At 34.6% G+C, this 21,389-nt stretch carries 24 protein-coding genes; 13 read left to right on the top strand and 11 right to left on the bottom strand.

Features of this window, described 5'->3' with window-relative positions:
* Positions 1–23: 23 nt before the first annotated feature.
* From NsoK4_RS03130 to NsoK4_RS03100, 7 genes are all read right to left on the bottom strand, one after another.
* Entirely contained in the window at positions 24–917 is an 894-nt protein-coding gene (locus NsoK4_RS03130; protein WP_211688030.1) for a prenyltransferase, read from the bottom strand.
* A gap of 24 nt (positions 918–941) precedes the next feature.
* Positions 942–3,578 (bottom strand): hypothetical protein, encoded by a 2,637-nt coding sequence (locus NsoK4_RS03125; RefSeq protein WP_211688029.1) that lies wholly within the window; start codon positions 3,576–3,578, stop codon positions 942–944.
* A gap of 63 nt (positions 3,579–3,641) precedes the next feature.
* The gene (locus NsoK4_RS03120) at positions 3,642–4,280 is read right to left on the bottom strand and encodes an archaellin/type IV pilin N-terminal domain-containing protein (RefSeq protein WP_211688027.1); all 639 of its coding nucleotides are present in this window, start codon (positions 4,278–4,280) and stop codon (positions 3,642–3,644) included.
* A 97-nt stretch (positions 4,281–4,377) separates the two neighbouring features.
* Positions 4,378–6,153, bottom strand: a complete 1,776-nt coding sequence (locus NsoK4_RS03115) for a hypothetical protein (RefSeq protein ID WP_211688025.1) — start codon at positions 6,151–6,153, stop codon at positions 4,378–4,380.
* Positions 6,150–6,857: an archaellin/type IV pilin N-terminal domain-containing protein gene (locus NsoK4_RS03110; RefSeq protein ID WP_211688023.1), complete on the bottom strand. Its 708-nt coding sequence runs from the start codon at positions 6,855–6,857 to the stop codon at positions 6,150–6,152. Before NsoK4_RS03110 ends, NsoK4_RS03115 begins: the two co-directional genes overlap by 4 nt.
* 6 nt (positions 6,858–6,863) lie before the next feature.
* Positions 6,864–7,376 (bottom strand): hypothetical protein, encoded by a 513-nt coding sequence (locus NsoK4_RS03105; RefSeq protein ID WP_211688020.1) that lies wholly within the window; start codon positions 7,374–7,376, stop codon positions 6,864–6,866.
* Positions 7,373–8,518, bottom strand: a complete 1,146-nt coding sequence (locus NsoK4_RS03100) for a hypothetical protein (RefSeq protein ID WP_211688017.1) — start codon at positions 8,516–8,518, stop codon at positions 7,373–7,375. The genes NsoK4_RS03105 and NsoK4_RS03100 overlap by 4 nt, the downstream gene beginning before the upstream one ends.
* 137 nt (positions 8,519–8,655) lie before the next feature.
* Here NsoK4_RS03100 and NsoK4_RS03095 point away from each other — a divergent pair, with 137 nt between their 5' ends.
* The 5 genes from NsoK4_RS03095 to NsoK4_RS03080 are packed head-to-tail and all read left to right on the top strand — an operon-like array spanning position 8,656 to position 13,141.
* Positions 8,656–10,266: a type II/IV secretion system ATPase subunit gene (locus NsoK4_RS03095; protein WP_211688015.1), complete on the top strand. Its 1,611-nt coding sequence runs from the start codon at positions 8,656–8,658 to the stop codon at positions 10,264–10,266.
* On the top strand, positions 10,267–11,190 hold the full coding sequence (locus NsoK4_RS03090; protein ID WP_211688013.1) for a type II secretion system F family protein: 924 nt from the start codon (positions 10,267–10,269) through the stop codon (positions 11,188–11,190). It begins immediately after the preceding gene.
* Between the two features lie 6 nt (positions 11,191–11,196).
* Positions 11,197–12,096, top strand: coding sequence for a type II secretion system F family protein (locus NsoK4_RS03085; RefSeq protein WP_211688011.1), 900 nt, complete (start codon positions 11,197–11,199; stop codon positions 12,094–12,096).
* A 54-nt stretch (positions 12,097–12,150) separates the two neighbouring features.
* Entirely contained in the window at positions 12,151–12,285 is a 135-nt protein-coding gene (locus tag NsoK4_RS10100) for a hypothetical protein (protein ID WP_256438683.1), read from the top strand.
* 4 nt (positions 12,286–12,289) lie between these two features.
* On the top strand, positions 12,290–13,141 hold the full coding sequence (locus tag NsoK4_RS03080) for a TrmB family transcriptional regulator (protein ID WP_211688859.1): 852 nt from the start codon (positions 12,290–12,292) through the stop codon (positions 13,139–13,141).
* Here the strand turns inward: NsoK4_RS03080 and NsoK4_RS03075 are convergent, their stop codons facing one another.
* The gene (locus tag NsoK4_RS03075) at positions 13,142–13,543 is read right to left on the bottom strand and encodes a DUF2203 domain-containing protein (RefSeq protein ID WP_211688009.1); all 402 of its coding nucleotides are present in this window, start codon (positions 13,541–13,543) and stop codon (positions 13,142–13,144) included. It lies immediately after the preceding gene.
* A gap of 72 nt (positions 13,544–13,615) precedes the next feature.
* Here NsoK4_RS03075 and NsoK4_RS03070 point away from each other — a divergent pair, with 72 nt between their 5' ends.
* Positions 13,616–13,894: a hypothetical protein gene (locus NsoK4_RS03070; protein WP_211688006.1), complete on the top strand. Its 279-nt coding sequence runs from the start codon at positions 13,616–13,618 to the stop codon at positions 13,892–13,894.
* The gene (locus NsoK4_RS03065) at positions 13,891–14,286 is read left to right on the top strand and encodes a pyridoxamine 5'-phosphate oxidase family protein (RefSeq protein WP_211688004.1); all 396 of its coding nucleotides are present in this window, start codon (positions 13,891–13,893) and stop codon (positions 14,284–14,286) included. Before NsoK4_RS03070 ends, NsoK4_RS03065 begins: the two co-directional genes overlap by 4 nt.
* A gap of 7 nt (positions 14,287–14,293) precedes the next feature.
* On the opposite strand, the gene NsoK4_RS03060 is transcribed toward NsoK4_RS03065, so the two are convergent.
* Positions 14,294–14,656: a two-component system response regulator gene (locus NsoK4_RS03060; protein ID WP_211688002.1), complete on the bottom strand. Its 363-nt coding sequence runs from the start codon at positions 14,654–14,656 to the stop codon at positions 14,294–14,296.
* Positions 14,657–14,811: 155 nt separating this feature from the next.
* Here NsoK4_RS03060 and NsoK4_RS03055 point away from each other — a divergent pair, with 155 nt between their 5' ends.
* Positions 14,812–15,090 carry a peptidylprolyl isomerase gene (locus NsoK4_RS03055; protein ID WP_211688000.1) on the top strand — a complete coding sequence of 93 codons (279 nt, stop codon included), beginning with the start codon at positions 14,812–14,814 and terminating at the stop codon, positions 15,088–15,090.
* A 14-nt stretch (positions 15,091–15,104) separates the two neighbouring features.
* Positions 15,105–15,362, top strand: a complete 258-nt coding sequence (locus NsoK4_RS03050; protein ID WP_211687996.1) for a hypothetical protein — start codon at positions 15,105–15,107, stop codon at positions 15,360–15,362.
* On the opposite strand, the gene NsoK4_RS03045 is transcribed toward NsoK4_RS03050, so the two are convergent.
* On the bottom strand, positions 15,359–16,867 hold the full coding sequence (locus NsoK4_RS03045; RefSeq protein ID WP_211687994.1) for a DEAD/DEAH box helicase: 1,509 nt from the start codon (positions 16,865–16,867) through the stop codon (positions 15,359–15,361). The two genes, NsoK4_RS03050 and NsoK4_RS03045, sit on opposite strands and share 4 nt — an antisense overlap.
* Before the next feature lie 133 nt (positions 16,868–17,000).
* Positions 17,001–17,189: a hypothetical protein gene (locus NsoK4_RS03040; protein WP_211687992.1), complete on the bottom strand. Its 189-nt coding sequence runs from the start codon at positions 17,187–17,189 to the stop codon at positions 17,001–17,003.
* A gap of 144 nt (positions 17,190–17,333) precedes the next feature.
* On the opposite strand from NsoK4_RS03040, the gene NsoK4_RS03035 reads away from it, so the two are divergent.
* From NsoK4_RS03035 to tpiA, 4 genes are read left to right on the top strand one after another with little or no spacing between them, the layout of a single operon-like run.
* Positions 17,334–17,819 (top strand): cytidine/deoxycytidylate deaminase family protein, encoded by a 486-nt coding sequence (locus tag NsoK4_RS03035; protein WP_371816024.1) that lies wholly within the window; start codon positions 17,334–17,336, stop codon positions 17,817–17,819.
* A 4-nt stretch (positions 17,820–17,823) separates the two neighbouring features.
* A complete protein-coding gene (locus NsoK4_RS03030; protein WP_211687990.1) occupies positions 17,824–20,379 on the top strand; it encodes a DNA-directed DNA polymerase I in 2,556 nt (851 codons plus the stop codon).
* Positions 20,380–20,390: 11 nt separating this feature from the next.
* On the top strand, positions 20,391–20,675 hold the full coding sequence (locus NsoK4_RS03025; RefSeq protein WP_211687988.1) for a SemiSWEET family sugar transporter: 285 nt from the start codon (positions 20,391–20,393) through the stop codon (positions 20,673–20,675).
* 39 nt (positions 20,676–20,714) lie between these two features.
* On the top strand, positions 20,715–21,371 hold the full coding sequence (gene tpiA / locus NsoK4_RS03020; RefSeq protein ID WP_211687986.1) for a triose-phosphate isomerase: 657 nt from the start codon (positions 20,715–20,717) through the stop codon (positions 21,369–21,371).
* The last annotated feature ends 18 nt before the right edge of the window (positions 21,372–21,389 follow it).

Below are 21,389 nucleotides of genomic sequence, written 5' to 3'. Positions count from 1 at the left end.
GTAGTACATTACATCATTTATTTCTAGATCAAAGAAGATATTAAGAAACTCAATACAAACAATGCCCCAGTAATCCTACTAAACATCAATGTGGCACCCATAAAAGGAACCAAGTCATCAACTGAATCATAATTTTGTTTCAATCCTAACCCCCCTTTAATCAACAAAGGAATGCTCAAGAATGTCATCAGAGAAAAGATAGGGAAGAACCCCAAAAAAACGCCAAATAAAATCAAAGAATACGAAATAATAGGAAATAACCAAAAAATCTTTGTTGCTTTTTGTTTTCCAATTGCAATGACCAAAGTTTTTCTTCCTTTTGATTTGTCAGCATCATGATCAGGAAAAGAGGCAATAAAAAGAACCAACGAGGATAATACACCCACAACGACTCCTCCAAACACAGATTCAACTGTTAATTGATTTGATTGAATAAAATAAGTTCCAAAAACAATCATGGAACCTTTTACTGCAACAAAAAATTCAGCAAGTCCAGAATCGACAATTTTTGTAGAGTAAAAATAGATTGAAAGAATTGCAAATGCCAAAATTATTGCAATTACTATTCCATCAGTAATTACAAAAAAACCGCCTATTGCAGAACCAATTATCAAAAATGCAATACCTGCACGATAAACAGATGTAGGTTTTAAGAGACCTTCAGGCAAGACGCCTGTTCCTCCACTCATCTTTGTCCTTTTTGTTTTAGTGTCAATTCCTCGTTTATAATCCCAATAATCATTTAGTAAATCAACACTAGCATGCAATGCCATTACACCACCAAAAGTAAGTGTTGCTTCAAAAATTCCAATAGTTGAATTTTGCCACCAATTTATGGCAAGTCCAACAGACACTGCAATGACTGATGCTAATAGAAATCTAATTCGAATTACACGAAACCAAACAGACAGATTCAATTATTCTATCAGAATGTTTTCTAGTTAAATTTCCTCCTCTTCCCATTCTTCTTCAATAGGAGCTTTTGATTTTCTGAGGAATAAGACTACAAGTACTGCAATCAACAAAAGTGCAACTATTATTATTGGTCCAATCCATTCAGGCAATTCCAAATTTGCCACAGATAATGTATTTTCAGGAGCATCAACATTAATCGTAATTGTGTCTTGACCATCCACATATCCTTCAGCAGTTGCAATCACATCCAAGGAAATAATGGGACCTGTCAATGCCTTGACTGTAAATGATGCACCACCGTCAGGCCCAGTACGGATAACATCAGGAGTCACAGTAGAGTTACCATCAGTCATTATTTGGATTGACGCTCCAGATACAGATTCAGCATTTTCATCATCAATGTACAATTTGACTTCAACTTGTTCATCTACAGGAATTTCTTGATCCAATCCAGTCGTGAATATTTTCAATTTTGTTAATGCTGATGCAGAGGTTAGTTTTGAGTCACTTGGGATAACTCCTTTTGCACTTGCAGAGATTAAAGTATCTCCAAGAGTACCTGTTGGGTTAATGGGAAACGAAGAATAAGACTTGCCGGCAGGAATCACGGCATCAGAAATAGTTCTCAAAATTCCATTATTAGAAGAGATAATTTTTGTTCTAATATCGTGTGAAGGGATAATCGGATTATTCTGCAAATCGACAATTTGGACTACACCAATATTGTCAAATTGATTATTATTAACAATGTCAGTAGGCAAATGGATTAGCATTTTAGAAGAAGGTTGAGCAGTGAATTGTTTTGAGGAATCTAAAGATAAATCAGCATCTTCTCCAATAGGAGTAACACTTAGAGTTACAGTTGAAGAATCAGCGATTGAGAAAGAGTCACTTTTTAGATTTGCAAATGCAAATGAAGAATCTTTTTTGATTTCAACCAACCCATTTGTAGGAGTGATAAGGTATTTGGAATTGTTTTCTAGCATCTTTGGTCGTTTTTGTGCATCCAAAGCTACCAAGAAAATATCAAATGAACCATCACGTTCAAACAATATAGTATCACTACCAGTTGGAGAAAAGAGACGGACCTCTTTTTGTTGTAATGAGTTTACTACTTTTGTAAGTATAGAATCAGAGCCAACGCCCTTGATATTTGCAGAAACTAAGACCTCACCACTTTTTTGAGTGCTACTAATTGTTGCAGTACCATAAGAATACCCACTCTCGAGTTTGCCTGAATTTTTTATTTTTACTATACTTTCATCACCAGACACGATGCTTAGTAATTGAGAATAGTCCGTTGAATGGTAATTATCATTTGCCAAAATAGGATAGTACTCATTATCAGACAAGTGATCCAATCCATAAATCAAGAGATAATCATCATCGTCTTTTTCTTCACCGTATTCTTTGCTATATCGTTCTTCAAGATCGATTGATTCAATTTCACGTCCGTCTTCATCAACATCAGGATCGTCATCATCTTCTTCTATAGTGCTAATTTGATAGACAATAGTTGCTGTTGCGTTACTAGGAATTTTTTCCAAACCAAAAATTTTCACACCCCTACTATTGATTTCTGAACTCTCAATGTTGATGGTATCGCCAGCAGTAAAGAAAGTATCTGTTGCAACACCATATCCTTCAGAGCTAACACCAATCATCAAATCATTTGCAACTAAATCAAAAACATCAATTTTTTGCTTTAAGTTAAAACCAAATTCCCCTTTCTTAATTACAGGCTTAATTTCTTTCATCATACTATCAAGTTTATCACCTATTTTGTTTTGTTCATTTGAAAAAAACTTCAAAGGAATGTCATGTGCAGCCACTGCAGGATTTCCGTCAGAATCCAACAGACTAACAAAAATATTTACAGTTCTATCGATTTCAGCAGGAATTAATTTTGGAAATACTGAGATGCTTAATGAAGTTGGTAAGGTAGAAGACACATGAATGCTTTTTGCAGTATCTAATTGATTTTCAACCTGTATTGCACGCAAAAAGGTGTTTCCTACTTTGTTATTTGTTTTCAATATACCCCATGCATAATAATCACCTTTTTTGATCACAAGTTTATCAGAATCAGGAATTGCAAGAGTTTTTTCATAATCAATTATGACTTCAACATCATAAGGGGCACGAATAACATACCCATCTAAGGTTTTGAGATATACAGAAAAAGGCATTTCCGAATTAACATGCATTTTGTCTGTAGGCAAGTTTAATTCCAAAACCATATCATCAGGAAGTTGTGTTGATTCTGTTCCAATTTCAATTTCTTTAAAATCAATTTTACCATTAAGTTCAGCAGTGATAGTCGTAGTTCCGCTCAAGATTCCAGTTTTAATGTCAAATGTAGCATATTCAGAATTTGCTTCAAGAATAATTTTTTCAGGCACAGATGCAATTTGAGGATCATCAGAAGTAAGGCTAATTTCTACATCATATGTTGAAGTAATTGGTACTTCATTTTTGTTTAAAACATAAACATATCCAACAGGATGACTAGACAGACCGCTTTCAATATGAGGAGGTGAAATCCCCAAATGTACAGAATAGTCAGAAAGATTTGAAAGGTTTTGTCCATATGAAGTCTGTAAATTTAATGCCATTAGCATGATCAGAGACAAAAGGAAGATTGTTGATTTTTTTGATTTCATTTTTTTCTCCATTTTTCAATTTTTACTCCATTTATTTTTCATAAAAATGAAAAAAGGGTGGAGTTATCCACTTTGTTGTCCTGTAACAACTGTTCCGACAAAGACTGCACCGTTACTTGTTGTGAGTTTCATTTGTGCATCTCTACCAACTTTGACATTCTCGCCTAATTGTAAGACGATGGTTGCCTGTTGTCCAGGTTGTAGTTCAGCTGCAGTAGATTGTGTCAAAACACCACCAGTGCCTGAGCTCTGTGTAAGAATCCAGAAACCACCATCATCGGCAGCATCACCTCTACCTGCAGTCAATGCAGGTAGGGAAGTATCTGAGCCAATGTAGTCGTATACGGTTCCAGCAAAGCGCACTTCTGAAAGAGTTGCCTTTTGTACACCTTGATTTTGTACATAAATAGCAAGTCTTTCACCAGTGTTAAGACCGTCTGTGGCATTTCCAGCCATAGCAGCTAATGTGACACCATCGTGTACAGTGAGTTGAGCACCATCTCGTCCATCATATCCAATGAACTTCAATGACTCAATAGTGGGAGTACCACTTACTTGAGCTTGACTGAAGAATCCTTGTGAGAACACAAAGACAATACTTCCACCTACGACAGCGATAGCCACTAACAAGAGAGTAGCAATTACGGGTGCAACTGCTCTTCTTGACGACAGCTTTCGTTCTTTTGACTGAATGTTTGTCATTTCTGAACTTCTTAAAATCAAAAAAGATGTTAAAGGAATTTGTGTTCAAAATGGACTACAATTCATTGTTGTGTCCAGTTTTTGTGTAAAATGAACACTATCCGTCAACTTGCAAAACAACTTCAGCTAAAGGCCCTACAGAAAAGTTTGAGGACGTAGTTCCTTGGCCTAAAACATACATCACATAAAGCTGATCAGAACTCACATTTGGAGCTCGTGCAGTAAAGGATATCGTTCCAAAATCATTGGTAGCATCACCTAAGGGACTTTCAGTGACGCCTATAATTTGATTAGAAGTATCTCCAAGAGTAGTAACAGAAGGAGTACCAACAAAGCCCGAATCATCTGTAACTGTAACTTGAGTCCAACCTTTTGGAACGTTTATGATCAATTGTGCTCCTGAATTCAAAGTAGTTGAAGAATCAAGATCCATATCAGCAAGAACAGCATGAAATGTTTGAACAGAATTGGGTAAAATTCCAACTCTAGACGATTGGATGTTATTATCATTTCTAGGTGAAGCAGTGTTATTTGTCAGATAGATGTTTATGATTGAAGAAGATGTTCCCGACATGGCGGATTGGTATCCAGATTTTCCAAATGAACCCAAGTTTGTAAAAACAGAACCCTGAACAATTATAGATTCTAATGATGCAGTTCCAGAAGGTTTACCAGGTTCAACTTTAGTGAGAAATGATTTTGTAGAGTTTCCGGGAACAGTTACAGGAGTATCACTTTGCCACATTAACGCATTTTCTGAAGGACATGACCAATTTGAGTCAGGTCCAGCAATGGGGGAAACAGGATTAAAAACACATGATCCTCCACCTCTCTCAAAAAGCTTGTCGTTGTTATTTGCACCTGGTGCAAATGCAGTTATTACAAGTTTGCTTACTTGCATATCAGCATTTATTGGATTAACAACATTTAGACCCCATAGTGCTTCTGCGTTGGCAGATTTTCCTTGAGAGGAAGGAATTACAAAAAACAATTGAGGTCGTGCAAGTAATTCATCTGCAAGTATATCAGGATCAGGGACATCACCACCATCAGTAGGCAATCTCATCGTACTAACATCAGATACTACATTACTATCTTCAGGAAGTGAATTAAAAGTCCCAGTGGCCCAAGAAGAAAATGTAATGTCTTCACCACTATTTCCAGTCAGAGTGTAATCCCAGGTAAACATTACAGATTCACCAGAGATAAGATCAACTGCAGATGGAAAATGAGGAGAAGAAGACACCACAGCAGAAGCAGGAGTCACAGTTAATGCATTTGGAGAAACATCTTTGATTAATTCAAGGCCAGTGTTTGTAACAACCATTGCAACTGTAACATTTTGTCCAATAATCACATCAGGAGGATCAGCAATCATTTCTGCACGCAAGCCTCCAGAAGATGCACCTGTACCAACCACCATTTCATATGTTTCAATAGTACCAAGTGTGGAAATTACTTTAACGTCATAAGTGCCAGGAACCATATGCAATGTCTGAGAATTTAGAATCTGAGAACCATGACCTCCAGGAATGTAAGAGGAATCAGAAGGAACAGAAAACCTAGTAGAAGGTTGTTCAGATAGAGTCTTGTTAATAATCCAGAAACTAGAAATTTCGATTGGGTTTTGCCCTCGATTATTCACATTGATTTGAAGCATGTCATTAGTATCAGAGGATGCAACGATGCTGAATCTTTCTTGTTGTTTTTTTAATTCAACGTCAGCAACTAATCTTTGAGTAGACACAATATCTGTTTGAGCATCCAATGCCAAACTCAAGACAGAAAATGCTGCAATCATCAATACAGTAAATAGCAGAGCTCCAACTACAGAAGACACTCCACGTCTTGAATTAGAAATATTTCGTATCAACGTACCTCACCACTTTCAAGCAAGAATTCCGTAGGCGTCATAGTACCAACATTTAATGAAAGTTGCATCCCCTTACTCAATAGAAGATCCTGATCATCTGCTCCAAATTTAATCAAAATATTTACTGTTTCTCCAGTTGGGATTTCATTACTTGTTGATTGCAGGGGAATTGGATTTTCATCAATAATGGAAAATTTACCGTCAGCAGGATAATTTCTTCCATCAGAATCATTAAAATCAGGCGTCATAGTGTTTAAAGTAATACCGGCAGTTTTTGCATCCCACTCATGTTCTACATTGTTTATCTTAATGTCTTCTAAAAATACAGACTCAAAACTCTTGTTTTTTATTTTCAACACTATAAATTCAGAGCCACCAGATAAAGGAAGGTCATTTGTACCACTACACGAAACACCGCATAGTTTTCCATCAAAATTATTATCCAAATTAGATATTGTCAAGAGAGTAGAAGAGTCCCTTGTGTCATATGCCATTAGTTGAAAAGATTTTGTAGAAGAATCCAATGTGGAAGCTGTTGCAATATTTCCAGTTACAAAAACATCATTTACAAAATAAGTCAATGTAGCAGCGCCAGTAACAGTGACAGCCATTAACATCATTGTACCAATAATATCAGTAATTCCACGTCTCTTAGAGCCAAAAAGTTTTGAATTGTTTGATTTTTTGAAAGAATTTTTTTTCATTTTCCTCTATGTATTAAACGGACTTGCAACAGTGGTAAAGAAATTTCCTTTAGAAGTAGTTAGTGAAATTTTGTATTCAGAATCCAGATAATATGCATCATTCCAAGTAAAATTCCCTACAGAAAGATTTGCAGAAAGCGGAATCGATATGTCATCCTTAATCAAAATGGATGCATTTGTATCAGCCCAATTTACTAATATTTCCTGAGTGTCAATCTTCACAACAGACAAGCTTTCAACAACAGAATTTATCGTACCAATATTTGCCAGATGAATAGTCATATCATTTGTGTTCGGTTCAAATCTCACATGCTCAAAAATCAAATCCTCTCTAAATGCTTCATTTTTTGCTTTGTCATGAAATGTCAAATCATAAGTGAATGCATTGATTTCATGCATGCCATTAAACATGATCACAGAGCCTATGGATGTCACCACACCCAGAATTACAACACTGCCCATTATCTGACTAACTGCACGCCTAGATTTAGGAGGTCTTTTTGTGAACAAACATTTCATTTGCTACCACCATCTCTCGTATACCAGTCAGAAACAAATTCTTCAACCTTGGAGATAATTTTAGAAAAATCAGGATTAGATATCAGTATAATTCCATAGTGATGGGCAAGATTCTCAATGCTCTCATTTACATCTGAAATTGTTACCAACAATGTGTTTTTTGGTTCAATATCCAACTTAGGAACCAAGATAGAATTCATTACAGATTCATCAATACCTCCAATTTGATTTTTGATAAAAATCAATATAGAAATATCAGAGGTCTTACTTTTTGCATAAATAGGAATTTCATGCATATTTCCTGTTTTACCTTTTACAGAACAGTTAACTTCAGCATCAAAATTAAATCCATTTAGAAGATTGACCAATTCTTCTTTAATTTGAGCAGTGTCAGAATTTATAGAGATTTCAGAATTTTTTAATTTGTACGAATAAGTTGTAATGAATTGTCCCGAATTTGTGTCAAAATCATGTTCATGTTTTCTACAATGTAGTTTAATCGTAGCATTGTCAAATTTTTCATGACAATCTTCACATTGATACCACATTGCTGGAACTCTGATTTCTTTTTCAAAATTTTTAATTTCTTTTTTGCATGAGGGACATTGGGATTTCACTTCGTCTGAAAATTCAAAATTTTTACTTTCGGTGATATATCCACATTTTTTGTGTTCAAATAAATTTAATTTTTCAACGTTCATTGAATTGCATTTAGGACAATACAATCGCATACTAGAGGAAAACGTCTTAGGGTGTATTGGGCATACGATTAATTTTTCATAGATTTTTTTTTCTAAAATTCCATCTGCAACTAATCCTTCTAGATATGCAAAGTTATCTTGGGGTTCTCCAACCTTAGACAATATTGGATAAAATAACATACCCTCATTGTAATCCAAGAAGGGTCGAATCGTTTTGTCATCTAATTTTTGAACTTCTTGTATTAATTTTACAGATTTACTGTTTGAAGATTTTGGTAAATCAGGCAGGATTTCATTTTCGGAGATAATTTCAGGGATCTCGTCTATAGGTTCAGGGACTGAATCTCGTTTTAGAAAAGATGTCAGATGATCAAGGCCTGAGGGTTTTTGTTCAGATTGTGGTTTCTTATCAGATTTTGAAGCAGATTTCCTACCAAACACTACAAAATCACCTCCACATACAATATTCCGTTACTTACCATGGTGGTTTTTTTGCCAAAAAGAAAACTAAAAGCAAAAGGTTGTTCATATGAACGAACAAGCGTTAAAACACATAATCTGCACCATGTTTGCTTAAAATGAGGCTAAAAATTTTCAAGGACAAGATTTCATCATTACAAAAAGTTTCATCAGATAGTAAGTTCCTAAAATCAAACAAGATTCAAAAAAATACAGAAATTCAGCAAAATTCGGATGAAAAAAAGATCCCACAGTTCATGACATTGTCAAAATTAGATTGGGACAATAACGAAATTCATGCAGGAATAATAAAAGATCCCACTGCAAAAGGAGGTCTCAGATACCAGGTAATAGAACCAGCGTTATCAGAAAGAGACCTAAAAGCATTTGAAATTATAAAAAAACTTCTGATGACAGAATTATCAGTATCATTAGGAGAAATCAAAACGAAAAAAGATGCAGAAAAAAGGCTCAAAAAGAAAATTGCAACAATGATCAAAAAATACAGACTAAAAATTCCTCCAAAAAATATTGAAAAAATAAATTATTTTGCAATTAGAGATTTTGTATATCTCGGAAGAATTGAGCCTCTAATGAGAGATCACATGATTGAAGAAATTTCTTGTGATGGGACAAACATACCAATCTACATATGGCATAGAGAGCATGAATCAATGCCCACAAACATTATTTTTGAAAAAGATTCAGAGTTGAATAATTTTGCAAGAAAAATGGCATATGTATGTGGCAAACATGTTTCGGTTGCAGATCCAATCATAGATGCATCTCTTCCAGATGGAAGTAGAATCAATCTAACACTAGGTCATGAAATTACAAAAAGAGGAAGCACGTTTACTATCAGAAGATTCAGAGCAGATCCAATTACCATTATAGATTTGATAAAATTTGGAACGGTTTCAATTGATATTGCAGCATTCATGTGGTATCTTGCTGAGAAAAGGGCAACAATGCTTATTGCAGGAGGTACTGCCAGTGGAAAAACAACAGCACTGAATGCACTTGCGTCATTTATCAAGCCAGGCCAAAAGGTTGTCAGCATAGAAGACACACAAGAACTAAACTTACCTCATGAAAACTGGATCCCTGCAGTATCTAGGCAGAATTTCACAGATACGCAGATTGGAGAAATCAATCAATTCGATCTCCTAAGAGCAGCACTAAGACAAAGACCAGATATCATAATTGTTGGAGAGACTAGAGGTAGAGAGGCATACACCTTGTTTCAGGCAATGGCAACAGGCCATGGAGGTTTTTCATCAATACATGCAGATTCAGTGGATGCAACATTAACAAGATTAACGTCATCTCCAATGGATGTTCCTAAATCACTTATTGCAAATAGTCTTGATTTGATTACCCTTCAATTGAAGGTGAGAGTAGGGGATAAATCAGCTAGAAGAATCATTCAGGTTTCAGAAATTAATGGAATTGATGAAACTACAGGAAACATCAAAACTCATGAGATTTTCAAATGGAATCCAAGAGAGGATACACATGAATTTATGGGAAACAGCGTAGTGTTTGAAAAAATCAAAGAAAGAGACGGGGACAATCAAGAAAAGATCAATTATGAATTAACAAAACGAAAACTTGCACTTGATTGGATGGTAAAAAACAACATTCGTGATCATAAAGAAGTTACATCAAATATTATGGACTATTATGCAGATCCTGAAAGATTCTATGAAAGAAAGAGGCTGGAGATCTAAATGGAATTTAGAACAGCAAAACAAAAACAAAAATTTCAGGAAGAATCAGTAGGAGCAATTCATGTTTTCAGTTACAAAATACTAAATGAACACATTAAGTTTCTTTATCCAATATTAGGTTCACTCGACAAGTCAATCAAACAAGCAATGATGCCAATACCATTTGAGGTGTATGTATCGAGTATGGTATTTTTTAGTTTGATTGCAGGAGTTTGCGGCGGTATTATGGGAATCGTTGCAACACAATTCATCAACATTCAACCTGCCATTGTTGGAATGATGCTACCAATAATTTCAGGATTGGCATTGATGGGAATGACTTTTGGCATTTTACAAGTGATTCCTCCAATGAGAGTAAAAAACAGGGCAGCTAAGCTGTTAGAAGAAATACCTCATTTTATTGGATACATGTCAACACTGGCAACAAGTGGATTATCATTAGAAGATATTTTCAAAGCAATAGCAAAAGAAGAAACTGATGAAGACATTGTAAAGGATGCACGCTACATTACAAGAAATATCGATATTTTAGGAATGGATTTGATCACTGCCATCAAAGATCTGATTAACAGAACACCTACAGGTCCCTATTCTGAATTATTAGAAGGAGCAATAGTCACAACCCAGTCAGGGGGAGACCTTAAAGAATACTTTAACGCAACAGCAAAGGTTCAACTTGAAGAAAAAAAGATGCTTTTAAAGAAAACAACAGAATCACTCGGATCTGTCGCAGAAATTTACACCATACTTTTGATAGTATTTCCACTATTAGCAGTAATCATGTTATCGATTATGGGCATCATGAGCCCAGATTTGGCAGGATTTGATCTTTTAACACTAATGAACATTTTGACTTTTGCAGTTATTCCACTAAGCGGAGTTTTGATGCTTGTAATGATGGACACCATGGTTCCAAAGAGGTAATAAAAGATGCAAAAATCAGATAAAAAACCATTTGAGATTAAACCAAAAAAATCACTTTTTGAAAACCAAATTTTAAGAACAATGATTTTTGCTTTAATTGGTTCAATTAGTGTTATTGCAATAAGCTTTGAGATAGCAGAGTTTTCAGAATCAACGTCAATTAGAGACATAGGATTAATTTTTGGCATCATGGTAGGAATCATCCCATTAACAGTTTATCAGCTAAGAGAGGTTCAAAGAAGAGATAACATAGATAGAAATCTTCCAGTTTTTCTGTTGGCATTGTTGAGTTCTGTTCAGAGTGGAGCCAATTTAATCAGAGCAATAGAGCAAGCAGCAGATAGAAATCTTGGTGCCCTTACTCCCGAACTAAAAAACCTCAAGGCAAATATTAGTTGGGGAATCCCAATTGAAGATGCTTTTGAGAATTTTGCTCAAAGAACAGGAACTAGAGTCTCAAGACGTGTGACTGTACTGTTAGAAATGGCAATGAAGATCGGAGGGGATGTTACAGAAAATCTAGAAATGATACAAAAACATGTTTCAGAAATGCAAAACATCGAAAAGAGTAGAAAATCAGCATTACAACCATACACATATACAATTTACATATCGTTTGGGGTTTTTTTGGCAGTTGCAGTATTGCTTACAACAAGTTTCTTTACAGAAATTGCCAAAGTGCAAGAAGGGCTACTTGCCTCAGGTGCAGGGGCAGATAGTTTGTTTGGTTCTCTTGCAAGTATGGATGTTGCATCCTTAGAAGCAGCACTGTTTAACATGGCAATTATTGAAGCAATATTTGGAGGACTGGCTGCTGGAAAAATTGGTTCAGGATCTTATGTAGCAGGCACAAAACATGTCGTAGCAATGATAATTGCAGCAATAATTGCATTTAATGCATTTTAGGTTCACATTATAGACATTTTTTGTGTGTAATCGTTCTAACACACAGAGGTTTTAGTGCTAACAAAATCTATACAATACATGACAAGAGAGTGGGCAACATCATATGATCATACCTTACTTAGTAATTCTACGCAAATACTAAAAGGAATAAGCCTAAACGAACTCAAGGAATGGAGGAATGCAAACTAAAATGATGTCATACCAGGATCAAGTAAATTCAATTGCCATCGAATTAGAAGGAATTCTAGATTTAGATGAACTAGAAGCCAAAATTTATCTTAGTTTACTGCGAACAGGACCAATAACGGCAAGTGCATTGGCAAAAGATCTAGACATAGACAGAGCAAGAATGTATAGAACTGTCGATAAACTAGTTAGTAGAAATATTGTTTCAACAACACTTTCTAGTCCAAAATTATGCATTGCTGCAGAACCAGAAGAAGCATTGAAAATTGCATTAAGAAAAAAAGAAGACGAAGTCAATAGAATCAAAAAAAGTGGAGAAAAAATTATTGAAAGAATCAACAATGAGATCACAACAAAACAAGGCACCAATGTACCTACATTTAGAGTAGTACAGGGAAGAACAAACATCTATGCAGACATAGCACAGATGATCGAAAATTCATCAGGGATTATTTACATATCTACAACGTTAGAAGATATTTCTAGAATGTATCATAGTGCAATACCTGAAAAAATCATGATATGTGAGAAAAGAGGAGGTCAGGTGCGATTACTTGTCGAGTTAGATGATACAAAACTGATACCATTTGTAAAAAGATTCAATGCTACAGAAACTAAAATCTGTAAGTTACCATCAAAAGGAAGGATGGTAGTTGAAAAAGAAAAACAAATGATAATGTCAGACTCTGCAGTAGGAAGCAACATGTCTACAAATTCAGAGACAGATTTTTCATTATGCACAAATTCCTCAGAAATGGTCAGCAACATACACAGTTTGTGTAGTTTATTATGGCAAACTGCTCAACCACTAGAGACTTTGAATGTCAAAAATTACATAAAAAATTCAAAATCAGCCTAATCAGACTAGTGATTCATCATTTACTTCAATGGGTTTTCTTCCCATAAATCCAGAATCCTTTTCATGCCAAAATTTTATCTCAGTTTCACCATATTTCCAACAAAGCCAAACCTCTTCATCAAATCTTTTAGAAGGGAAATCAAGTAATCCTTGCTCTATACTCTTTACGACAACACCAGTACTTTCAAGAATCTCCACAGATTCATAAAATTTAGTAATAGCAGAATTTAGTTTTTGTTTCAAAGTAACATATTCTTCAAATTTGTTATTTGTAGATAGGCTGATCTGAAGCTCATGTTCTAGTTTTGAGACATCATTCTTTTTTGCTAATGCAAACTCAAATTTTTTAATAACATCAGGCAATGCCTGATTGGCTTCAGATGTGGTAAAATACGAGAACATAATTTTTCCAGCCTAGTCTTGATTAAAAATCTTAGGTGCAGATTTATTAAGAAACATTATTCAATTCACCATATGAGTGAAGAAGAATTAGAATTCCTAATTACTCAAACTATCAACGGTGCAATTAGTACGATTCCAGCATATTTGGAAGAAATTAAACAAAACAAAGAAACACTAAAGGTAGAAAAACCGGAAGAATTTGTGTATGGCATGGTAATGGGAATGGCATTAGGAATGAGCGGAGCACTACTCAGTGCACAAAAAGAAACACCCACCCCAGAAGATCAAATGAAAGTTAGAGACATCGTATACAAACACATACCAGAGATTAGAGAAAGGATTTTCAGTTGATTGAATTTACACATAATGAAAGAAAATTTTTGGAATCATTAGAAGAATCTAGAATTGCAACATCACATAACGACATCCCACATGTAAAACCAGTATCATATGTTTTCTTGAATAGTTTTATTTTTGTTGCAACAGATTATGGAACAAGAACATTACAAAATTTAAAGAAAAACCCAAATGTTGCCATATCAATTGATGTGTACAAATCAGGAGAACACAAAGCTGTGTGCATTCAAGGAGTTACAGAAATCATTGAGAAGGGAGAAGAATTCAAAAAAATCTACGATGTTTTTTTTGAGAAATTTGCATGGGTTCGAAAAGAGCCATGGAAAGAAAATGAGGCACCATTTTTAAAAATAATTCCCAAAACTAAAGTTAGTTGGGGAACATAGTGATTTATCAAGCAACATGTTGTTCAATCTGGGAAATTAAATTTTGAACAGATATAGGCTTTTTATGAATAGAAGATACGCCTAAATTCATCAAAAAATTGCGTTGGTATCGATCCAGTTCAAGTGCGCTGATCACAACCACTTTTTTAATTTCAGAGGATCTCCTATCTTTCAAATCCAAAAGAAAATCCATTCCACTGTAATTTGGCATACACATGTCAAGAAGGATCAAATCATAGTTGTTGGCCACTACTAATTCCAATCCTTTTCTACCATCAGATGCACTGTCAAAATCATGATTTTTCGTAGTCAGGATATCTGAAAAGATTTTGCTTATCTCAGGAGTGTCTTCGATATGAATTATCTTCACACAATATGAAATAACAAAAATACTCATAAAAATTAGTGTGCGCAGATGAACAAACTTTTTGACATCGATCAGATAAAAAAACGCCACTCAGTTAAACTGGAAATGATCAAAAATCAATCCTAACAAATAAAGACATGAATTGAAAGGAATAACCAATGTCAAATAAAATAAAATGTTCACATATTTTAGTACAAAAACAAAGTGAAGCATTAGAAATAGTTGAGAGAATAAAAAAAGGAGAAAAATTTGGAAAACTAGCAAAAGAATTATCAATTGATTCAGGTAGTGCAAAAAAAGATGGAAATTTAGGATATTTTACTAAAGGAATGATGGTCAAACCGTTTGAAGAAGCAGCATTCAAGCTCCAAATTGGAGAAATGTCAGACCCAATAAAATCAGAGTTTGGATATCACATCATTAAGAGATATGGTTAACGTAACAACACATCATGGTAATAATTAATGAAAAAACACTAGATGAAATTTTAGAATACTTAGAAAATTCTATCATGAACTTGTCAAATCAAATTAAAGAGAATGCAGAATTTCAAAACGAAACTAGCAACATCAAAGATTTTCTTTCAGAGCAATTTGACATCAGATTAGAAAATATGCTTCAGACAAAAAAGAGCAGTATTCACCATCTAGAATCAGGTATGAAAAACACAGTTATTCAAAAAAAAGCAAGCGTGCTTGAAAAAATCTAAATAAATGCATCAAGACCAGTTTTCTGGGATTCAACACCGTTATTCTTTTGCAATACTTTGGTCATTTTCTCACCCATAGACTTTGCAGCAGACATCTTTCTCTTGCCAATCCAATAGTATGTCTCATCAATTGTGTTTTTTGCAATAAGAACAACCAGTTTTCCAGTATCTTTTCTTCCTGTTCTCCCTCGTCTTTGGACATAACGTATGGAGCTAGGGACGTTATCGTAAAAAATAACTTGGTTTACCTCAGCAATATCAAGTCCCTCTTCTCCAACACGAGTTGCAACAAGAACTCTAAACAATCCATCCCTGAATTGTCGAACAGTTTCAATTTGCTTTTTCTGTTTAAGACCTGTCTCTCCTGCTTTACCAATTAAAATTCCTGCAGATATACCCATCTCAGTTAGCTTGTTGTAGATAACATCAACTGAATCTCTATAACTTGTAAATATCAAGGCTTTTCCAGGGACAGATTCAATCACTTGTTTTAGTTTAGATATTTTTGAGTGTTCAATTCCTCTCGATTGAGCTTCTTTTGCAAGATTAATTGCCTTTGTAAAATTTGGATCAACTTCAAAGAGTTCTTTTACACCAACCCCTTTTTTTGCCTGTGCTCTTTCACAAAATTTCAAAAAGGGGGTAATGCCATGTGCTTCTAAAATATTCAAAGCATAGTGAATTCGAATTGCAGTAAACAAAGGTTTTGCAGAACGCCTATTTTGATTCAACACAAATTGTCTAATCCTCAATAAGGCAGAAAGAGATTGTTGTTCAGCAAGTTTAATTCCATTTTTCTTCAGAACATCATATCGTTCATCTAATGCAAGTTTAAGCAAAGTTTGAATTGATTTCATTTCAGGAGGAAGTTCAACATTAATCCATTCCGTATTTGTCTCTTGAGTGTATGGTTTCACATCAGGGCTATCCTCTGTTCTTTCTGCAACACTTGCAATTCGAAGTTTTGTTAAAATTTCAGTTGCTTTGTCTTTTTCACTTGGCAAAGTTGCAGTCATGCCTAAAATTCTTACATCAGAGTTTTCAAAACGTTGAGCAATGCCAGAATATGCATAATCACCGATTGTTCGGTGTACCTCATCAAAAACAACAAGACTGAATTGCTCTGGTTTTACAATTTGTCGGTCTAAATCATTTTTGGCAATTTCAGGAGTGGCACAAACTACACTATTGTTCCAGAGTTTTGTTCTTTTTACAATAGGGTCTTCGCCGGTAATTAGAGAAATATCATCTAAGGTTAAATTATTTTTTAAAAATTCAAAATGTTGATTCACCAATACTCTAGTAGGAGCTAAAAACAAAATACCGCCTGTTCCTTTTGCCAAATATTCGGCAATAACATTTAGAGCAATAGCTGTTTTCCCAAGTCCAGTAGGAAGAACAACAATGCAATTTTCTTTGATTGCCTGATTTGCAAGATTTACTTGATAATCCCTTTTTTCTATAGAGTCTTTTTTCACGTATTTTTTTTCAAGAAATTCGAACAATTCTCTAGTTACAAATCAAATTAATTGATTTTATGCTTTCGTGTAGTCAAAAACTATCCATTACTCAATTTCGATCACAAAAATTGAAAGGTGAAAGAAAAAAAGGCTCCAAGAAGGGCCACATGTAAAAGAATCAATCAAGCTTCTTCTTTGCTTTGTTAATCATTGCCATCTCTTCTTTGAGATGTTTTTTCAGTAAACGTTCATGTTCTTTTTTGTGAACGCTGTATGCTTTGTTAAGGGATTTTTTCGTTTTTGCTTTTTTTACAGCGTTGTTGAATTTTTTATGAATGGTGTTTACTTGGGCTGTATAACTTGCCATCAAATAACAAAACACGTAATGTCTAAAGAAGTTTGTGAATCAATTATCAAAATAATTGCGATCAGGTTGAATCCATATATTGAACAGAGAATCAACAATTTTGTGAGTAATTCTTTTGACAGGCCAAATTGGGATGAATATTTTATGCTTCAAGCTGAACTTGCAAAACTTCGATCGAACTGTATGACCAGACAAGTAGGTGCAGTGATTGTTCGTAATAATAGGCAGTTAGCAACAGGCTACAACGGAACTCCGCCTGGAATAAAAAATTGCTTTGAGGGAGGTTGTACCAGATGCAAGCTTCGAATAGAAGGAAAGATAGAATCAGGAGCATCGTTAGATCGATGTCTTTGCAACCATGCAGAAGCAAATGCAATCATGCATTGTGCAATTTTAGGAATAGAGGCAGGAATCAAAGGTGCAATCCTATACACAACATTTGTTCCATGCTTAGAATGTACAAAAATGGCAATAACAATAGGCATTAGAAAATTTGTTTGTTTGGATTCGTATCCTGAAACTAATTTTGATTTACTGAAAGAAGCAGGAGTGGAAGTAGTAACGCTTGATAAAAATAAAATTGCAAGATGGGCAAAAGAACTAGTAAGCAAATACGAGAAGTCTGCGTGATATAATGCAAGTCAAAGTAGCACAATCAGAAAATCCAGATAGAATGCCGGCATCAATGTTGGTATCAGCAACATATGACAACATCACAAAATCTGCAGTTTTGAAATTTTATGAACCAAAATCACAAAAAATAATTTTATGGAAAGATGAAACAAACCACAAGCCTTATTGTTATTCTAGACTTGCACCAGAGGAATTAGATTTTCTTCAGGAAAGAGATGACATACTAAGTATTGAAACGGTCAAAAGACATGATTTGATGAAAGATGAACAAATTGACATGTCAAAAATTGTTGTGGCAGATCCGTTAGCAATTGGCGGAACCACAGGAGACAAAAGTATCAGAAACATCATAGAAACATGGGAATCAGATATCAAGTATTATGAAAATTATCTATACGATAGATCACTAATCGTAGGAAAATACTATGAAGTGATTGGGGGAAAAATCAAACCACATGACTTGGAAATTTCTGATGAGGTAAAAATTGCTTTGAAAAGTCTGCTCTGGGACAAAGTAGACAGTAAAAGCATGGTAGATGCAAATGAATTCAAAGAGTTTATTTCAGAATGGGCAGATTTACTCAACCAGCCAATTCCAAACATCAAAAGATTAAGCATAGATATAGAAGTTGAAGCTGAAATCGGAAGAATCCCAGACCCAAAGCTTGCTGAAAAAAAAGTTACAGCAGTAGGGTTCAAAGGGACCGATTTTGATCAGATTTTTGTTTTACGAACAGAAGGTACAGAAGAAGGGAAAAATGAGTTAGACTCAAACGTCAAAGTGGTATTTTACGATCAAGATAAAGAAAAGGAAATGATTTTAGATGCGTTTAAAATCATTCAGGATTTCCCGTTCTTAATTACATACAATGGAGATGAATTTGATTTGCCATACCTGTACAACAGGGCAGAAAAACTTGGAATCAAAAATGAAGACAATCCACTGTACATGATGAGAGATTCTGCAACATTAAAGCATGGAGTGCATCTGGATTTATACAGAACTCTTTCAAATCGTTCATTTCAGATTTATGCATTCAGTCAAAAGTATACTGATTTTTCATTAAACAGTGTCTCTAAAGCACTTTTAGGTAAAGAAAAAATCGATTACGGAATCGACTTTGACGTGATGACACTTTATCAAACTGCAAATTATTGTTACAATGACTCGCTTCTAACATACGAGTTAACAAGTTTCAATAACGATTTGCTGATGAATTTGCTTGTAATCATTGCAAGAATCGGAAGAATGCCAATAGACGATATTGCGAGAATGGGGGTATCGCAATGGATTCGCAGTTTGATGTATTATGAACATAGACAAAGAAATGCACTCATTCCGAAAAGAGAGGAGTTGCAAAGAAGATCAGAAGGAGTCATGTCAGATGCAGTGATCAAAGATAAAAAATACAGAGGAGGTCTAGTGGTTGAACCAAAAGAGGGAATTCATTTTAACGTAGTTGTAATGGACTTTGCAAGTCTGTATCCAAGCATAATCAAAGTAAGAAATCTCTCATATGAGACCGTAAGATGTTCTCATGATGAATGTAAAAAAAATACAATCCCACAGACAAATCACTGGACGTGTTCAAAGGTAAATGGCATGACAGCATTAATCATAGGCTCACTAAGAGATTTGAGAGTAAATTATTACAAGAGTCTTTCAAAAAAAGAGACATTAACAGAACAGCAGAGGCAGCAATACACAGTAGTCAGTCAAGCACTTAAGGTAATTCTGAATGCAAGTTATGGGGTTATGGGTGCAGAAATATTTCCTCTGTATTTTCTTCCAGCAGCTGAAGCAACAACTGCAATAGGAAGACACACAATTTTAGAGACAATCAAAAAATGTGAAGGTACTGGAATCGAAGTACTATACGGAGACACAGATTCTCTTTTCATAAAAAATCCAACAGAAGAACAAATCAAGACAGTGATTGAACAAGCTAAAAAAGATCACGGTGTTGATTTAGAAATTGATAAAGTCTACAGATATTGTGTGCTTAGTAACAGAAAGAAAAACTATCTAGGAGTGACAAAAGAGGGAAAGGTGGATGTAAAGGGATTAACTGGAAAAAAATCACACACTCCGCCATTTATCAAAAAATTATTTTATGAATTACTAGACGTGTTATCAAAGGTTCAAACTATTGAAGACTTTGAACGTGCGAAAAAACAAATTTCAGACAAGATAGCAACTTGTGCGAAAAAAGTAGAAGAAAAGGAAATACCGTTAGAAGATCTGACATTTAATGTAATGATTAGTAAGGCCCCCTCAGAATACGTCAAAACCATACCACAACACATCAGAGCAGCAAAACTGCTTGAGACAATAAGAGAAGTCAAAAAAGGAGACAAGATATCATATGTCAAAATTCTCAACAAGCCAGGAGTAAAACCAGTTGAAATGGCAAAGAAAGAAGAGATTGATTCAAAGAAATACATGGAGTTTATGGAATCTACACTTGAGCAAATTACATCATCAATGGATTTAGATTTTGATACAATGCTAGGGAAACCAAAACAAACAGGATTGGATGAATTTTTCTGGAATTAATGTGAAAAGATATGGAAGTAGATGGGACATTATTAACAATAATAGGAGTTGCTGCCGGAGTGTTAATTCTATCTGGATGGATAGAGCAAATCATCAAAGGGTACAGAACAAAAAGTCTCAAAGATGTCTCAAAATACCTAATGATCCTTATTTCTGGAGGAGCAACACTTTGGCTTGTTTATGGAGTTATTGTTTCTGACGTGTTTATTATAGGCACAAATGTTACAGCAATAATTCTAATGATGATAGTGCTTGTAATGAAACAGAGATATGAAAAAGTAAAATACGTAAATTGAATCAAGGGTTAAATAGAATACAATAGTCTCAAAAAAGGAATGTTCATCATTAACTGTAAAAATTATGAAGAAATTGCAGGTGAAAAAATTATCAAATTTGTGAAAACTGCTGAAAAAGTTTCAAAAAAATACAAAGTAAAAATTGCAATAGCCCCACCTCAGCATCTAATAGGAGCAGTGTCAAATAGTTCAACCCCAATTTTTGCTCAACATATTGATGACTCTAAAATCGGAAGCACTACAGGTTTTATTGTTCCAGAATTATTAAAGAGATCAAAAGTGAAAGGATCTCTTATCAATCACAGTGAACATAGAATATCTAGCAAAGAAATTGAGAAATTGATTTTAAAATTAAAAGAATTGAAGATGATCTCAGTGTTATGTGTAAAAGATGTAGCAGAAGTCAAAAAATATGTTAAATTAAACCCAGACTATATCGCAATAGAGCCACCTGAATTAATCGGATCAGGAAAAGCAGTTTCAAAAGAAAAGCCAGAACTAATCACAAAAGCTGTAAATGCTGTCAAAAGTGCCAAAAACAATACAAAATTGCTCTGCGGTGCAGGAATCGTATCAGGAGAAGATGTTTCAAAAGCAAAAGAATTAGGTTCCAAAGGAATCCTTGTTGCAAGTGGGATTATCAAAGCAAAAGACTGGAATAAAATAATCTCAGAATTTGCCAAGTCAATGGTTTAATACCCCCTTTTTCAGAAT

It is taken from the genome of Nitrosopumilus sp. K4 (assembly GCF_018128925.1).
In the GTDB taxonomy this organism is placed as follows: Archaea; Thermoproteota; Nitrososphaeria; order Nitrososphaerales; family Nitrosopumilaceae; genus HKST03.
This window is presented reverse-complemented; position numbering and strand designations above follow the sequence as displayed.

Bases quoted from the DNA above. Each gene is read 5' to 3' on its own strand.
- NsoK4_RS03050 (WP_211687996.1), top strand. From the start codon at position 15,105: ATGGTAATAATTAATGAAAAAACACTAGATGAAATTTTAGAATACTTA.
- NsoK4_RS03095 (WP_211688015.1), top strand. From the start codon at position 8,656: ATGAGGCTAAAAATTTTCAAGGACAAGATTTCATCATTACAAAAAGTT.
- NsoK4_RS03025 (WP_211687988.1), top strand. From the start codon at position 20,391: ATGGAAGTAGATGGGACATTATTAACAATAATAGGAGTTGCTGCCGGA.
- NsoK4_RS03055 (WP_211688000.1), top strand. From the start codon at position 14,812: ATGTCAAATAAAATAAAATGTTCACATATTTTAGTACAAAAACAAAGT.
- NsoK4_RS03040 (WP_211687992.1), bottom strand. From the start codon at position 17,189: ATGGCAAGTTATACAGCCCAAGTAAACACCATTCATAAAAAATTCAAC.
- NsoK4_RS03085 (WP_211688011.1), top strand. From the start codon at position 11,197: ATGCAAAAATCAGATAAAAAACCATTTGAGATTAAACCAAAAAAATCA.
- NsoK4_RS03030 (WP_211687990.1), top strand. From the start codon at position 17,824: ATGCAAGTCAAAGTAGCACAATCAGAAAATCCAGATAGAATGCCGGCA.
- NsoK4_RS03105 (WP_211688020.1), bottom strand. From the start codon at position 7,376: ATGAAATGTTTGTTCACAAAAAGACCTCCTAAATCTAGGCGTGCAGTT.
- NsoK4_RS03075 (WP_211688009.1), bottom strand. From the start codon at position 13,543: ATGTTCTCGTATTTTACCACATCTGAAGCCAATCAGGCATTGCCTGAT.
- NsoK4_RS03080 (WP_211688859.1), top strand. From the start codon at position 12,290: ATGTCATACCAGGATCAAGTAAATTCAATTGCCATCGAATTAGAAGGA.
- NsoK4_RS03035 (WP_371816024.1), top strand. From the start codon at position 17,334: ATGCTTCAAGCTGAACTTGCAAAACTTCGATCGAACTGTATGACCAGA.
- NsoK4_RS03090 (WP_211688013.1), top strand. From the start codon at position 10,267: ATGGAATTTAGAACAGCAAAACAAAAACAAAAATTTCAGGAAGAATCA.
- NsoK4_RS03070 (WP_211688006.1), top strand. From the start codon at position 13,616: ATGAGTGAAGAAGAATTAGAATTCCTAATTACTCAAACTATCAACGGT.
- tpiA (WP_211687986.1), top strand. From the start codon at position 20,715: ATGTTCATCATTAACTGTAAAAATTATGAAGAAATTGCAGGTGAAAAA.
- NsoK4_RS03110 (WP_211688023.1), bottom strand. From the start codon at position 6,857: ATGAAAAAAAATTCTTTCAAAAAATCAAACAATTCAAAACTTTTTGGC.
- NsoK4_RS03125 (WP_211688029.1), bottom strand. From the start codon at position 3,578: ATGAAATCAAAAAAATCAACAATCTTCCTTTTGTCTCTGATCATGCTA.
- NsoK4_RS03120 (WP_211688027.1), bottom strand. From the start codon at position 4,280: ATGACAAACATTCAGTCAAAAGAACGAAAGCTGTCGTCAAGAAGAGCA.